The organism is Nitrosomonas ureae (genome assembly GCF_001455205.1).
GTDB classification, from domain to species: Bacteria; Pseudomonadota; Gammaproteobacteria; order Burkholderiales; family Nitrosomonadaceae; genus Nitrosomonas; species Nitrosomonas ureae.
In genome coordinates this window covers 2,906,747-2,920,873 of the sequence record NZ_CP013341.1, presented here as the reverse complement: position 1 = coordinate 2,920,873, position 14,127 = coordinate 2,906,747, and the positions used below count along the sequence as shown (strand labels likewise).

The following is a 14,127-nucleotide window of genomic DNA, read 5'->3' as shown; positions in this document are numbered from 1 at the left end:
AAGCGCTTTAAACGACCTTAATCGCTCCTCTCCTCATCTAAAAATGTGCTATAAGGTGTCAAAAAATCAATATGCAATAAAAAACCCGCTCTTACGCGGGTTTTAGGATTGTGTTAGATGTTCTCGGATGTTTAAATGGTACGGCGGGAATCGAACCTTGGTCTACGTCTAATATATCAATCATTTATTAGTAACCTCTGCTATTTTCGTGTCATTTCATTGTATTTCATGAGCTCAAGAAAAAAACTATATATACAAAAGTGTATGCTTATTTGCTTAGTCTATCAATAGCAATGTTGTATTTAATTCAATGTTTATTTGTTGTAAAAGCATCAATCTTGGTAGTATATGTATGAGTAGCCCCGTATTACTTAAATGGGTAATAATATATCGAATTTATAATGAGTAAAAAAGACAAATTAGCTGGTATTAATTTTCGAATTCGTAAAGGTGCTTCGATTGGAGAACCTGATGCAGAAAGTGATGTGCGTTTTCTTTCTCCTTGCTTTACTGAAACAGGAGACCTTCAAACACTTCTTGATTGTAGTAATTCTCATAGAATACTAGTTGGCCGCACTGGAACAGGGAAAAGTGCATTAGTTTATAAAATCAGCCAAGAGGAAAATGTAATTGAAATTAAACCTGAGTCTTTATCTCTTAATTATTTGGCTAATTCAGACATAATTCCCGTTTTAGTGAATGCAGGCATAAAACTCGATATTTTTTATACATTATTGTGGCGTCACGTATTTACAGTTGAGCTACTAAAGAAGAAATTTAAGCTTACAAATGAAGACAATACCAGAAGCTGGATTGCCAGCTTCCTCTCATTATTAAAAACTAGGGATAAAACAAAAGAAAGAGCTCTTTCCTATCTCAGAGATTGGGGAGAAAAGTTTTGGCAAGAAACTGAATACAGAATAAAAGAGATTACACATACTTTAGAAGAACGTTTAAGTACAGATACAGGACTTACTTCAACGGAACTTAGCTTAGCTTTAAAAGCTGAATCTAAAATCGGTACAGAGAATAAAATTGAAGTTGTACACAAGGTTCAGAAAGTAATCAATAATCTGCAAATAAAAGAGCTGTCAGATGTACTTACTTTTTTATCTGAAGAAGTATTCACGGATTCTCAACAAAAGTATTACATTATTATCGATAAGCTTGATGAAAATTGGGTGGATGACAATTTGCGCCTCAGATTAATTAGAGCTTTAATCGAAACTATCAAATCATTTCGATGCATAACAAATGTGAAAATTATCATCGCCCTGAGATTAGATTTAATTCAAAGTGTATTTGAGAAAACTAGGGATGCTGGCTTTCAAGAAGAAAAATATCAATCACTTCTCTTACATCTTAGATGGAACAAAGCTAATCTTATAGAATTGCTAAACAAGCGTATAGAGTTATTAGTTAGTGAACAATACACTTCAAAAACTATAAAACTTGCGCAGCTTTTTCCTGATTCAATTAACAAAGTCGATTTTATAGATTATTTATTAACACGCACGCTTTACAGACCACGTGACGCTATAGCCTTTATTAACGAGTGTTTGAGACGATCTGAAGGAAAAGGGTCTGTTACTGTTCAATCTATTAGAGAAGCTGAAATAGAATATTCCGCACAACGAATTGAATATCTTACTTTTGAATGGCTTAATCATTATCCGAAGTTAAACGAATATTTAACGATCATTGAACGAATGAAATCAAAATTCAAACTTTCTATGATTACTAAAGAAAAAATTGATAACTTTGCATTAAATTATGCAATGAACGGAGAGCATAGTCCAGACCCTGTAATTCGAGCAGCTTACACTTATATAAACGAGAATATGTCCCCTCATAGTTTCATAATAACTCTGACTAAGGCATTATACACAATTGGAATTCTTGGTATAAAGGCTGACGGATTTAGTCCCACGCTATGGTCATACTCTGATACACGTCCCCCAACTGATGGTCAAATAAAACCTACATCTACGGTATATATCCATTCTATGGTTTGGAGTCGTCTCGGTATTATTGTTGAAAATTGAAAAACTTAAAGTTACTAATGGTAATTAGACTATTATGACAATAAATTACCGCGTACTTTTGCTATTACTGCTATTAAATTATAAATTCAGAAAATTATAATAATGTATCTCAGCTACCAGAATGAGAATTGGCATCACAAGAATCAACATTATCTAGTACTGCAAATACAAATTGAGGCTCTTTATGATTGAGTCAATTTTAATCGGAATTTTTTCAAGTCTATCAGCTTCTGGATTATTTTTAATAGTGCTTTTTAAATTAAGACCGATAATAGAAATCAGCCCAGAAATTGCAGATCAATCAAATAATGATGGTCCTTGTTATGCGTTTAAGTTCATAAATCGAAGTAAGTATCAAGCATTCGATATATCGATAGAAACTATTCTAATTACACCTATCCAAGTACCAGGAGGACCGGTAAATCACGTAAAGGAAGTCATTCTCAGAAAATCGCATTTCCATGAGTTGGGCGGTTTTAGCCCGAAAGATAAGGAAGCGCATTATGCATTTAGGGTTGCAACATTTGATGATTTGCGTTCTCTCTGGATTTCAGATACTCAATATCTTCGCATCAACGTGGTTGCTTCTCATGCTCTATCAGGTTTTTCTAGCGTACAGACAATGGTATTTAATACTAAATCTCAAATAAAGAAAGGGAAACATAGATTCGGAAATAATTTAAACGTTGAGCCCTTAGAATAAATCTTATAAATTAATTCTAATTCGATTGTAACATCTGATAGAAATCCTAAAAAACCATTTTTTAATTTTGTGAGCCATATACACGAATAAAAAAACATGTATGATTAAAACTAGATAATCTAAATGTTTTTTGTATTGAAATTACTTACTTATAATTCGAGGGATGAGGGATGAAGCTTAAAGATTTATTTTTGTTATTGCTTTTAATTTTTGTCAGCACAGCATGTTCAAATTTAAAAGAAATTGGAAATTTTGCAGGTGAATCTGCTAAGTTTGCTTCTTATACAGAACTAACAACTCGTTATCGTGACACTTATTCTAGGGAAGAGCCTTACCTTTTTGAGATTTGTACTAACGCGAAATGTGATAATGAAGATCGTGATAAGTTTATAAAAGTTGCAAAATATGAGGATGTTCGTCGTCACGAAGCTTATGCAGATTTATTAAAAGTCCATGAAACTGTGTCTACATATATGCAAACCCTTGCTATTTTAGCAAAATCAGAATCTTTTGATATTTCTAAGGAAGTTAGTTCAATGTCCGGTTCAATCAAAAAATACCCGCATTTAGGAATTGAAGAGAAGCATGTTGAAGCTATTTCGAATCTTGCTCTGTTAATTACTAAATGGATAACTTCTGCATATCAAAATTATGCAGTTAAGTCCATGATTATGGAAGGAGATATGCATATTCAAACAGCTTTAGACGGAATGAAAAATATTGTCATTGCTTATAAGGGTGTCCATGAAAATGAAAAAATGGAGGTTTTAGGTTCATATGTAATTGAGGATAAGTTTATCGATAATAGTAAGGACAGACAACTTATGATTTTAGCTAGGGAGCAATTTAAAGCTAAAAAGAATGAATATGAAAATATGGATCAGAAATACGAAATTGCATTAAATGGTATTAAAAGAATTGCAGAAGGCCACACTAAACTTCATGAAAATACCCAAAAGCTGACAAGCGATGAGGTTAGAGAAATTATTTCAAAATTTGCTAAAGATATAAAAATTATAAAAGATAATCTTCAAACTTTGCGCGATAATTAACATTAATTAAGAGGAAATTATGGCTCTTACGAATCCACAAGAAATAATAGAATTTGCTTCCGCTATCTCACGCTGTGCTGATTCAATTCATGCGCGATTATTGAGTGCGATTAACAACAAAGAAGTTGATCAAAATCAAGCCCAAACAATTTTTCAATATGAAATAGGTTTACGTCAATATGCTAATAGTTTGTACACAAATGCTTTGAAACTCATAGTAGGAGGGTTACAAGTCTCTCAAAACGAATTAATTGAACTGGTTGAAACAGCTAATAATCAAATTCAAACAATAGAACAAATTGCTGTGTTTGTAGATTTGGTTGCAGACTTAGTTATGTTGGCTGTAGCAGCTTATTCTACTAAACCCGATATGATAATAGCAGCCGTTTTTGAGGTGGGAAAAGATGTAAAATCAATATATGATTCTAATGTAACAGGCACCTAGTTTTATATTTATGTGATTAATCAGGTGGTTAGAGATATTAACTTCTTGCCGTAATATATTAAATAGTTTGGTTATATTAGATATAAATTTGAATATATTTATTTAAAAAGTAAATTTCCAAAAAAATAAAACTCAGTTCATGAAGGTTATGAACATATCCTATATTTGAGGAATCCATCTTCCATAAACTTTGATGATCATACTCCAATCTTTGTGCCCCATTTGTTGGGCTACCCAGAGAGGTTTTTCACCTCTTGAAAGTAATGTTGAAGCGAAAGTGTGGCGGGTTTGGTAAGGGTTGCGGTATTTTATACCGGCTCTTTTCAGTGCCGGAATCCAAACATTTTTCCGGATTGGTTGATCGTTTTTCCATGGTTCGTTTGTTTGTGGATCGTGGAAAACAATTTCGTTGTGCTTTTTCGTAAATATTTGCTGATTAAATAAGGCTTCTTTGGCTTGCGGTTGTAGTATTACTTCACGTTTTCCTGATTTTGTTTTGGTGACTTTCAGTTGACCGCGTACATGAGCTTGTTTGATAAATATGCGGTTTTGCTCAATCTCAACATCTTGCCAGCGTAAAGCGATGAGTTCTGAAGTTCTCAATCCTGAGTAGAATGCAAACTGAATCAGGTTTTTTTCCTGGCCTGTCAGTTCGTTTAAAATTTTGGTGATTTCTTCTTGCGTGAAAGGTTCGGGTTCACGGGTTTTGTTGGGGAGGTTTTTAACTCTTGAAAGTGGGTTCTTGTCGATTATTTCATCAAGATAGAGCTCTTCAAACATTTGACGAAGCGGGGTCAGAATGTTGCTTTTGCGTTTGTTGGAGCAGGGGAGTTCAGATAACCATTCCTTTATTTTGCTGGCAGTCAGTTCGGAGATAGTCAGGTTGCCAAAGGTTGGTATCAAATGGTGATAGATGGCGCTGTTATAGTCTTGCAGTGTGCTTAGTTGCAGTTTTGCTTGATTGCGTTGCAGCCAGCTTATCAGGGCTTCTTTAATCGTGTAGAGATCAGGGCGGTTTTTCCTGAATTCTTTTGCTTTCTTGCTGTACGGAAAATGTCGGTTGTAATCGAAAGTGCCGGTCTTGATTTCGTACTTGATGGATTGCAGCTTAAGCGCCAGTTCTTTTTGCGCGGTTTTGGTTGGCGGTATGGGTATTGATTCGCGGCAGCGTACACCTTGATAGGTGAACGATATCTGGGCGCTAGTGCCGCGGATCGTTATGCCTCTTTGCCTTGCATCCATAGGTTTGTAGCCTTCATGCTTATGAAAATTCTGCCATTCGCAGATTTAAACCAGTGAATCCCGAGTATCCAATGTCCTTTTTTCAGATATTGACGAATGGCATTCTCAGTTAAGCCGGTCAGTTCAGCACATTTTTTGACAGTTACCAGTAATCGTTCGGAGTGGTTCATTTTTTCACCTCCTCAGCATTATCGGCGATATGCTTGGTTACGTGCTTTTCGACTTCCCCTTGATTCTCGATTAAGCCTTTATCCTCCACTTTGCGCTTGCCCATCACTACAGCCCAGAAACTGCCTATTTTTTGCGTGATGGCATACCCCACGCTTTTGGTTTCGCTGTATCCGGTTGTTTCCGGGCAGACATCTTGGAAATTAAGGCCTAAGATTTTTTCATAGCGGCGATAGGTCAAGGGATTGTGAAGTATTTTAAGAACGCGCCAGCCGAAGTATTGCCCCATAATCAAAGCGCCTAATGCGCTTTCCAATGTCGTGCCAACGCCTCGGAATTCTTTAATGTTCTTGAAAATAATTTGCTCTTGTTCCTCGCTGAGGTTTAGATCAAACAGTTTTCTTTGATTGGTTTCCATAATAAATAGTGACTATGAGAGTAAATAGTGATTCTTATAGTACGCTATTTATTTTCAAAGTAAATAGTATAAATGTCCTGTCAATCCAAAATTGTTACTTGGTTTTGAAATTCCTCTTTCGTGAATTGCCGCATCTCATCATGAAACTTAATAACAATCTCGATTTGATCGTTAAGCGTCAATACGCCGCAAATGTGGCCGATTTGCGTGATGCTGTATTTTTTTCCGGGTTCAGGGGCATCCTGTTTTAGTACTGCAAGCCGGTAGATTAAAGAAACCGCTTCTTCAAGATTAAATGTATTCATAATATTTATATTTTTAATTTTTTTAGTGTTGAGTTGGGTTTTCATGTTTAACCTTTTGAGGATGAAAAGGGATTGGTACAGTTATTGATACAAGTCCAAGAGAAACAGCTCCGGCGTGACATTGCGTGCGCTCGGCTTGCGCCTCGCTCCTTAATGTCACGTCCTCGCTGTCTACTTTGAAAAGCATCCAAACATGTTTGCGTGTGCTATAGCTCGATCCTTTCCAAAGTATTCCGGATACGCGCAATGGAGCTGAATCGCCATAACGTCCGGTTGCCGGGGAAAATACTTCACCATTAAATGGATTTAATCGCTTGCTCTCATCGTAGAATGGTTTTATAGCATGTGATCGATGCGCAGCTTCAGGATTTCCCATAGCCAGCATGAAAGCTGCCCAATCGCTGGCAGTTGCAGATTGACGGATGGATTCAAGCTCCGGATCGTCGGATTTGTCGAGTTTTCTTAATTGACGCCATACGGTCACGCTCGGGCCGCCGATTTGCTGAAACTGGCGAATGCCCCAAGTATTGGCCCATGCAGTAATGCGCTCGGCTGCTTTTGCAGCATCATTGCCATACAAATCTTGATCCAATGCAAAGCCGTCGATATTCTTGGAGATGTACTTGGCAATGTAACCTACTGCCGTGCCTTTGGCTGGATCAATCGCTTCCGCTTTGAAACGGCGATCTTGCGCTCCTGGTTCGTTGCCATTATCGAGAAGGGCGTAATGACGCATGACTTTCCTCACAGCTTCGCGGTGTTTCTCCGGCATGAATAATAGTAAGTGCCAATGCGGGGTGCCATCGTGATGCGGTTCGACTACGCGGAAGCCATAGGGTTGAATACCCTGACGATGCAATTCAGCGCGGATCAATGACCAAATATGGGTGAGGTATTCGTGCGCTTGCAAAACGCTGGTGCCGTCATAGCGTGGATTGGTTACACCATGATGCAAACAGGCATGCATGCGCGAAGGGGTGGTGACAGTATAGAATTCTCCAACATGACCCAGATGGTCGGCCACCATTTCAAAACCTCTGATACGTGTCATCAATTCAGCGCGGCGAATTGCTGGATTGGATACCGAACGATCAGCTAGGTTCTGCAGGGAAAAAATATCGCCGTTCTGGTTACTTACAAAATTCGTGGCCAGATACAAACGATTTCTTTCCTTTTGTTTGCGCTTAGCATGAATCGTGAAATCGCTAGCATACGTGCCACGAAGGCGGCTGACCAACTCAATATTTCTGGCTATGGTTTCAATCTTGCGTAGTCGCAATATTTTGATTCTGCGAAACCACCAGTGATGACAGCACATGCGGTTCAGAGCCGGTTCCAAATTATCGCCTTTGATTGATGGCCGCTTCACTTGATAGTGATCGACTATGCGCAAACAGGATTGATAGGCATCAGAAGGGGATTTTGCGCGGTTGCGCGCCAGATAACATTTTTCTGCATAACGCTTGGCGGCATTGAGCAATTCTTCATGATCAGCGCATAGATTCAGATCTTCAATGCGCAGCTGATTATAAATATCTTGCAGTTCATGGTTTGCTTGCTCAAAGGTGGAACGTTCAGCCGTTTTGATGTAGTGAGCCGCCAAGTCTCCAGCAATCGGGGGAAGCTCACTGAAAATATGGCGCCGCATGCGACGGCAATTTTCTGTTCCATAGGATGCGGTGTGATTATCGGCAAAAACGACTTGTGCCAATTTTGTGTCATTTTTGTGCCACAACCGAGGCCTTTGGAGACCAACCGGGACTAAAGGGGAATTTGTGAGACTTGAACTAAGACCCTGTTTTATATGAGTCTTAGTTGGTCTTGAGTGGTCTGGATTAGACCGTTTTTTGGTGGAGACGGCGGGAATCGAACCCGCGTCCGCAAGCCCTCTACAGACAGTTCTACATACTTAGCCATGTTATTTAGTTTGACCTGGCAACCGCCAACTGGCAGGCTGATGACAGGCGAGTCACCTTGCGTTTAACGTTTTATAAAGTAACCCTATAGAACGCGATCCTCGTTAGTAACTCTGCTGTCTGTTGCCAGACCCGGCGTTGAGGCCCATCGGTGCAGAGGCTAGCCGAATTAAGCGGCTAAAGCGTAGTTTTCGTCGTTTGCGACTATTGTTTTCAGATGGATTTACGAGGTAATCTGATCCTCGGTATGCCCTGCGCTGCTTTGCAACCCACGTCGAAACCAGATCGTCCCCGGTATTCGTTTTGGTAGTGCTTAGGATGGTGATGAAATCCAAAAGTTCAAGCTCTGCGTTGATATTCTAACAGAATTAATAGGTATTTCTTTACAGATGGGCTAGCAATTCTTCGGGATGATCGATCAGGTGATGTGCGCCCCAGGTTTCAGGGGCTTGATCAATGCCCAAATAGCCATAGCGTGCAACGATGGATTGCATGCCGGCTGCCAGACTTGCTTGAACATCGCGAATGTCGTCTCCCAGATAAATGCAGTGAGCAGGAGAGATGGTCATTTTGTTGCTGGCTGCCAGGAGTGGTGCAGGGTGTGGCTTGGTATGAGTGGTTTCGTCGCCACATATGACACAGGCAACGCGCTGTCCTAACCCAAGTGTTTGGATGAGTGGATGTGCAAAACGGGCAGGTTTGTTGGTGACAATGCCCCACGGTATACTCATCGTTTCCATTTGATTCAACAACGCTTCTACGCCCGGAAACAAACAAGTGTCGTGACACAGATACTGGGTGTAAAAATCCAGGAATTCATCGCGCATGAATTCATAGTTCTCATCACCTGGTTTGATATTAAAGCCGAGTCCTAGCAATCCTCGCGACCCAGCGGATGCCAACGGACGGATCTGTTCAATGGGGAGTTCGGTGAGGCCTCGTGCAGTGCGCTGTCGGTTTAGGGCATGACCAAGATCAGGTGCGGTGTCGGCTAAGGTTCCGTCAAAATCAAAGAGAACAGCTTCAACCATTAAAGTACGCTTGTTGAGATTGATGGAAGTTAGCTGCGGTAAGCCATGATGTAGTTGACATCGGTATCCTCTTCCAGTGCATAAATTTTAGTGAAGGGGTTGTACGTCATGCCGATCAGTTTTTCATCGGTCAGGCTGGCATTACGCGCCATGCGAGCAAGCTCGGAAGGTTTGATGAATTTTGCATACTCATGCGTACCGCGCGGTAATAGATTTAAAACATATTCCGCGCCAATAATTGCAAATAGGTAGGACTTCGGGTTGCGATTGATGGTTGAGAAAAATATCCAGCCATTTGGTTTGGCTAATTGCGCGCACGCGCGAATAACGCTCATTGGATCGGGCACATGCTCGAGCATTTCCATACAAGTGACAATATCGTAATGCTGTGGTTTTTCTTGCGCCAACGACTCTACGGTAATTTTGCGGTAATCAACGTCATAGCCGCTTTCCAACAGGTGCAGCTTGGCAACCTTGAGCGCTTTATCACTGAGATCAATGCCGGTGACATGTGCGCCCATTGATGCCATGCCTTCGGATAGAATACCACCGCCACAGCCGACATCCAGTATGGTCTTTCCCATTAATCCATTTGTCAGATCATTAATGTAGTTAAGGCGTAATGGATTGATTTCATGCAAGGGTTTAAATTCACTGTGCGGATCCCACCAGCGGTGAGCGAGTTGGCTGAATTTTTCAAGCTCCAGCGGATCAGCATTGATACCGTCATTTTCCATACGTGCTCCTTTAAAACAATTGTTGTGACGTTGCTGTGATACGTTCCTGCCACATGGCTGCGCGATAGTGCAGTTCAGCTTCGTTCAGTGTCGTCAATTCTTTATCTTCAAGCAGTATTCTACCATTTACCCACACATGGCTCACGTGTTCGCGGCTTGCAGCGTAGATTAAATGTGAAACGGGATCATAGCAAGGAGTAAGATTAAGATGAGAGAAATCAATGGCTGCTATATCGGCTGCTTTGCCAACGGTTAATGAACCAGTGGATTCACCTAATCCTAGAGCATTTGCGCCGTTCAGAGTGGCCATGCGTAGCACTTGATGGGCGGGGAGGGCGTCAGCCCGGCCACTGTTTGCTTTAGCCAACAATGCCGCGAGGCGCATTTCTTCAAACATATCCAAACGGTTATTGCTGGCTGCTCCGTCTGTACCCAAGCCGACATTAACGCCTTGATTGACTAATGATGAAATAGGCGCAAATCCACTGGCCAATTTCATGTTAGAGGAAGGGCAGTGAGCAATGCTGCAATTATATTGATGTAGTAATTTAATTTCATGATCGGTCAGGTGCACCATATGCACGGCAATTAAATTGGGACTGAGCAATCCTAATTGCTGCATGCGCTCTATGGGTCTTACGCCGCTGGATTCCATACTGATTCGAATTTCATCCTGGGTTTCATGCAAATGGATATGAATCGCCGCATCGAGTTGTTCTGCGTAAGTCAGAATGCTGTTGAAGGTTTTGTCGCTGACGGTATAAGGTGCGTGAGGTGCAAAGCAGAAGGATAGCAGCGGATTATGTTGATACTTGTCGCGCAATTCCAATCCCTTGGCCAGATAATCATCCGCATCGCTGGCATAAGTTGTCGGGAAATCAATGACAATCATACCGATAGCAGCGCGCATTCCTGAACTTGCCGCAGCTTGTGCACAGGATTCGGGGAAAAAATACATGTCATTAAAGCAAGTAATGCCTCCTTTGATCATCTCGGCACAGGCAAGCCGGGTGCCATCCAGTACAAATTGCGCGTTAACATACTGATTTTCTGCCGGCCAGATATGTTTATTGAGCCATTCCATCAGAGGTAGATCATCAGCAAGTCCTCGCAAGAGAGTCATGGCGGCATGAGTGTGCAAATTGACTAATCCCGGAATCAGTGCATGATCGTTTAAAGTGAACGTTTGTTGTGGTTGGTAGCGCTGGCTGGCTTCGGCAATCGGAAGGATATTTTTGATGATGCCATGATCAATTGCAATGGCATGTTGATTTAATACAATTTCAGCGGGCTCAACAGGAATAATCCATTTCGCTTCAATTAGTGTATCAATTTCTTCCCGATTACTCATGGACTGGTAATAAGAAAAAAGCCCTGCGGAATGTGCAGGGCTTTTTTAATGAGGGTAATAAATTAATTTGGCTTCTCTTATCGGGTGCCTGCTACTTCAATTTCAACCCGGCGATCAGGTGCTAAACACTCAATCAACGCTTTAGATTTTCTTTCGCCGGCGCAACTGTTACCTGTTACCGGATTGGCTTCGCCTTTGCCATCAACAAAGATGAGGCTTGGGTCTATGCCTCTTGATACCAGATGCGATTTTACCGATTCGGCTCGGCGGAGCGAGAGCGCTTTATTGTATTCATCTGATCCAATGCGATCAGCATAGCCTACAGCAATGATGAGGTCATATTTTACACCCTCTATGCCCGTAACAAATTCATTAAGCGATTGGATGCCATTGGGTTTTAATTTCGAGCTATCAAAATCAAATAACGCATCGGCAGAAAATGTGATTTTCTCAGGTGCTGTTTTAACAGGTGCCGGTGCAGGCGCTTCTGCAACTACTTCTGGCTTCTTGACCAGATCCGGATCACATTCATGAATAGCCATGGCCGGTGTCCAATAGCTGGTGCGCCAGCATAATCCTGTTGAGTTTCTTGCAACCTCACCACGGCCATCAATACCGTAAGCTTGCGGTTTAGTTGTTGCGGTATCTGCCGATTGATCAGTATTTGCTTCTTGTGCCAAGACAGCACCAGAAAACATTGCTGGCATAAGCACCATTCCAATAAGAGTATTTTTGGCTGATATTTTTTTCATGATGTTGTCCTTTTAATGAAAACTATGTTTCTGAGAATTCTATCGGCAATGCAAATAAATGCTTTACCATTACAATTGAAAGTCTTTACTATTCTACTACTTCGAGCTAATTAGTGTTCTATTATCAGTTTGTTTGTATATTATCGCAAATTAATGTGTTGTTTAATTGCAACAAAGCTGTGCTGTGCATTAAAGTGAAATGAATGGGTTAATATGCGTAAGTAATAGAAATTATATGGTTTTAATATTAATAATCTAATCCGCGTTTCACTGAAAAGAGAAATATTCCTTTGTTTCATTTGTTATTGTAGCAATTAAACCAAAACTCAAAACTGGCGAATTCCAGAGTTATTCGAAATATACTATTCAATCCGGCAGTTCAAACTGCGCGATCTTGCGATTAGTTCATTAGTTGAGTGATTTATTATGCGATTATTAGGCGATTATAGGAACTTACTGGTATGGTCGATGTGACGGAGTTGGTAACTTTGTCCACACAAAATCTGCATCGTAATTTTGGACCTCATGTTGCGGTATGTGATGTTAACTTGCAATTAAAGCGAGGGGAAGTATTGGGGTTGTTAGGACCTAATGGCGCGGGTAAAAGCACCACCATGCGCATGTTGACGGGAAATCTTGCGCCAAGCAGTGGCAGCATAGAAATCTGTGGTATTGACTTATTGGATAAGCCGTTAGAAGCCAAGTTGCATTTAGGTTATCTGCCTGAGATTCCACCGCTTTATTTTGATATGACGGTCAATGAATATTTATTGCTGGTCGCTCGATTACATCGCGTTAACAAACAAATTATGCAGATTGTATTGAAAAATGTAAAGCAACGCTGTGGTTTAAGAGATCAGGGGAAGTATTTGATTGGAACGTTATCCAAGGGTTTTCAGCAGCGAGTTGGTATTGCGCAAGCAATTATACATAACCCGGACGTGATTATATTGGATGAACCTACGGTTGGTCTTGATCCTAATCAAATACAAGAAATAAGACTATTAATTAGAGAATTAGGTGCAACGAGCAGCGTTATTTTATCAACACATATTTTGCCTGAGATTGAAAATGTTTGTGACAGAGTGCAAATCATGCACAAAGGAGCGGTAGTTTTTGATAAAACCATGATCGAGCTGCGACAACAGGATGCGAATTTGGAAGACATATTTACGCAGCTTACGCGATCATGAATAAACAGAGGTATTTGCCATGCTAGAAACTATTATCCGTAAGGAACTAAGTATGCTGTTTATTTCTCCTTTAGCATGGATATTGCTTGCACTGATCCAGTTTTTGTTTGCGGGTTTCTTTCTGATGCGATTGGATGCTTTCCTTGAAATACAATCACAATTACTGCAGATGATCAATTCCCCGGGAATTACGGAGGTTGTTATTTCTTCAAGCTTTGCATTAGCAGCAATTATTTTGTTGATGATAACACCCATATTATCGATGCGATTACTGGCTGAAGAACGCCGTAACCATACCCTGACCTTACTTATTTCTTCACCTGTTGCCATCATCGATATCGTACTAGGTAAGTTTCTCAGCATAATGATTTTTTTTGTGTTCGTGATTATGCTGATAATTGCATTATCCATATCATTACGGATAGGAGGTACGTTGGACTTGGGCTTGTTACTCAGCAATGCAATAGGATTACTTTTGCTGTCTGCGTGCTTTTCTGCGCTAGGTCTTTATATTTCAAGCTTAACGGCACAACCGGTGATTGCTGCGATTGGTTCTCTGGGAATGTTATTAGGATTGTGGATGATTGATCTGATTGCAAATGAGACCAGTGGTTGGATGCACTATATCTCTTTGCTGAAGCATTTCAGATATTTTAATCAGGGCTTGATTGATAGCTTAAGTATCGCCTATTTCATATTGTTTATCGTGACTTTCCTTGTGCTTACAATTCGTCACTTGGATGGAGAACGTTTACATGGGTAGGGGGGC

15 protein-coding genes and 1 other RNA gene are annotated in these 14,127 nt (G+C 40.5%); 6 read left to right on the top strand and 10 right to left on the bottom strand.

Annotated elements, in window-relative coordinates:
* Window positions 1-401 precede the first annotated feature (401 nt).
* The 4 genes from ATY38_RS13635 to ATY38_RS13620 all read left to right on the top strand — a co-directional run bounded on the left by ATY38_RS13635 (window position 402) and on the right by ATY38_RS13620 (window position 4,245).
* Entirely contained in the window at window positions 402-2,045 is a 1,644-nt protein-coding gene (locus ATY38_RS13635; protein WP_062559768.1) for a P-loop ATPase, Sll1717 family, read from the top strand.
* Window positions 2,046-2,229: 184 nt separating this feature from the next.
* Entirely contained in the window at window positions 2,230-2,748 is a 519-nt protein-coding gene (locus ATY38_RS13630) for a hypothetical protein (RefSeq protein WP_062559767.1), read from the top strand.
* Between the two features lie 170 nt (window positions 2,749-2,918).
* Window positions 2,919-3,800, top strand: coding sequence for a hypothetical protein (locus tag ATY38_RS13625; protein WP_062559766.1), 882 nt, complete (start codon window positions 2,919-2,921; stop codon window positions 3,798-3,800).
* Window positions 3,801-3,819: 19 nt separating this feature from the next.
* Complete coding sequence (locus tag ATY38_RS13620; RefSeq protein WP_062559765.1) at window positions 3,820-4,245, top strand: hypothetical protein; 426 nt, start codon at window positions 3,820-3,822, stop codon at window positions 4,243-4,245.
* 159 nt (window positions 4,246-4,404) lie between these two features.
* Here the strand turns inward: ATY38_RS13620 and ATY38_RS13615 are convergent, their stop codons facing one another.
* From ATY38_RS13615 to ATY38_RS13570, 10 genes are all read right to left on the bottom strand, one after another.
* Window positions 4,405-5,487, bottom strand: coding sequence for an Arm DNA-binding domain-containing protein (locus ATY38_RS13615; RefSeq protein WP_062559764.1), 1,083 nt, complete (start codon window positions 5,485-5,487; stop codon window positions 4,405-4,407).
* The gene (locus tag ATY38_RS13610) at window positions 5,463-5,657 is read right to left on the bottom strand and encodes a hypothetical protein (protein WP_062559763.1); all 195 of its coding nucleotides are present in this window, start codon (window positions 5,655-5,657) and stop codon (window positions 5,463-5,465) included. Before ATY38_RS13610 ends, ATY38_RS13615 begins: the two co-directional genes overlap by 25 nt.
* A complete protein-coding gene (locus ATY38_RS16140) occupies window positions 5,654-6,073 on the bottom strand; it encodes a hypothetical protein (protein ID WP_062559762.1) in 420 nt (139 codons plus the stop codon). The genes ATY38_RS13610 and ATY38_RS16140 overlap by 4 nt, the downstream gene beginning before the upstream one ends.
* An 80-nt stretch (window positions 6,074-6,153) precedes the next feature.
* Window positions 6,154-6,378, bottom strand: coding sequence for a hypothetical protein (locus tag ATY38_RS13600; protein ID WP_235590309.1), 225 nt, complete (start codon window positions 6,376-6,378; stop codon window positions 6,154-6,156).
* A gap of 22 nt (window positions 6,379-6,400) precedes the next feature.
* Complete coding sequence (locus tag ATY38_RS13595; RefSeq protein ID WP_235590308.1) at window positions 6,401-8,089, bottom strand: replication endonuclease; 1,689 nt, start codon at window positions 8,087-8,089, stop codon at window positions 6,401-6,403.
* A gap of 137 nt (window positions 8,090-8,226) precedes the next feature.
* Window positions 8,227-8,587, bottom strand: a transfer-messenger RNA (tmRNA) gene (ssrA, locus tag ATY38_RS13590).
* A gap of 90 nt (window positions 8,588-8,677) precedes the next feature.
* Entirely contained in the window at window positions 8,678-9,325 is a 648-nt protein-coding gene (locus tag ATY38_RS13585) for an HAD family hydrolase (protein ID WP_062559760.1), read from the bottom strand.
* Window positions 9,326-9,354: 29 nt separating this feature from the next.
* Window positions 9,355-10,062: a bifunctional 2-polyprenyl-6-hydroxyphenol methylase/3-demethylubiquinol 3-O-methyltransferase UbiG gene (gene ubiG / locus ATY38_RS13580; RefSeq protein WP_062559759.1), complete on the bottom strand. Its 708-nt coding sequence runs from the start codon at window positions 10,060-10,062 to the stop codon at window positions 9,355-9,357.
* A 10-nt stretch (window positions 10,063-10,072) separates the two neighbouring features.
* On the bottom strand, window positions 10,073-11,413 hold the full coding sequence (locus tag ATY38_RS13575) for a TRZ/ATZ family hydrolase (RefSeq protein ID WP_062559758.1): 1,341 nt from the start codon (window positions 11,411-11,413) through the stop codon (window positions 10,073-10,075).
* Between the two features lie 77 nt (window positions 11,414-11,490).
* A complete protein-coding gene (locus tag ATY38_RS13570) occupies window positions 11,491-12,165 on the bottom strand; it encodes an OmpA family protein (protein WP_062559757.1) in 675 nt (224 codons plus the stop codon).
* A gap of 461 nt (window positions 12,166-12,626) precedes the next feature.
* Between ATY38_RS13570 and ATY38_RS13565 the strand changes: the two genes are divergently transcribed.
* Complete coding sequence (locus ATY38_RS13565; RefSeq protein WP_062559756.1) at window positions 12,627-13,358, top strand: ABC transporter ATP-binding protein; 732 nt, start codon at window positions 12,627-12,629, stop codon at window positions 13,356-13,358.
* A gap of 19 nt (window positions 13,359-13,377) precedes the next feature.
* Entirely contained in the window at window positions 13,378-14,121 is a 744-nt protein-coding gene (locus ATY38_RS13560; RefSeq protein WP_062559755.1) for an ABC transporter permease, read from the top strand.
* Window positions 14,122-14,127 lie beyond the last annotated feature (6 nt).

Bases quoted from the DNA above. Each gene is read 5' to 3' on its own strand.
- ATY38_RS13610 (WP_062559763.1), bottom strand. From the start codon at position 5,657: ATGAACCACTCCGAACGATTACTGGTAACTGTCAAAAAATGTGCTGAA.
- ATY38_RS13625 (WP_062559766.1), top strand. From the start codon at position 2,919: ATGAAGCTTAAAGATTTATTTTTGTTATTGCTTTTAATTTTTGTCAGC.
- ATY38_RS13565 (WP_062559756.1), top strand. From the start codon at position 12,627: ATGGTCGATGTGACGGAGTTGGTAACTTTGTCCACACAAAATCTGCAT.
- ATY38_RS13570 (WP_062559757.1), bottom strand. From the start codon at position 12,165: ATGAAAAAAATATCAGCCAAAAATACTCTTATTGGAATGGTGCTTATG.
- ATY38_RS13560 (WP_062559755.1), top strand. From the start codon at position 13,378: ATGCTAGAAACTATTATCCGTAAGGAACTAAGTATGCTGTTTATTTCT.
- ATY38_RS13630 (WP_062559767.1), top strand. From the start codon at position 2,230: ATGATTGAGTCAATTTTAATCGGAATTTTTTCAAGTCTATCAGCTTCT.
- ATY38_RS13575 (WP_062559758.1), bottom strand. From the start codon at position 11,413: ATGAGTAATCGGGAAGAAATTGATACACTAATTGAAGCGAAATGGATT.
- ATY38_RS13585 (WP_062559760.1), bottom strand. From the start codon at position 9,325: ATGGTTGAAGCTGTTCTCTTTGATTTTGACGGAACCTTAGCCGACACC.
- ATY38_RS13615 (WP_062559764.1), bottom strand. From the start codon at position 5,487: ATGGATGCAAGGCAAAGAGGCATAACGATCCGCGGCACTAGCGCCCAG.
- ATY38_RS16140 (WP_062559762.1), bottom strand. From the start codon at position 6,073: ATGGAAACCAATCAAAGAAAACTGTTTGATCTAAACCTCAGCGAGGAA.
- ATY38_RS13635 (WP_062559768.1), top strand. From the start codon at position 402: ATGAGTAAAAAAGACAAATTAGCTGGTATTAATTTTCGAATTCGTAAA.
- ATY38_RS13600 (WP_235590309.1), bottom strand. From the start codon at position 6,378: ATGAATACATTTAATCTTGAAGAAGCGGTTTCTTTAATCTACCGGCTT.
- ATY38_RS13620 (WP_062559765.1), top strand. From the start codon at position 3,820: ATGGCTCTTACGAATCCACAAGAAATAATAGAATTTGCTTCCGCTATC.
- ubiG (WP_062559759.1), bottom strand. From the start codon at position 10,062: ATGGAAAATGACGGTATCAATGCTGATCCGCTGGAGCTTGAAAAATTC.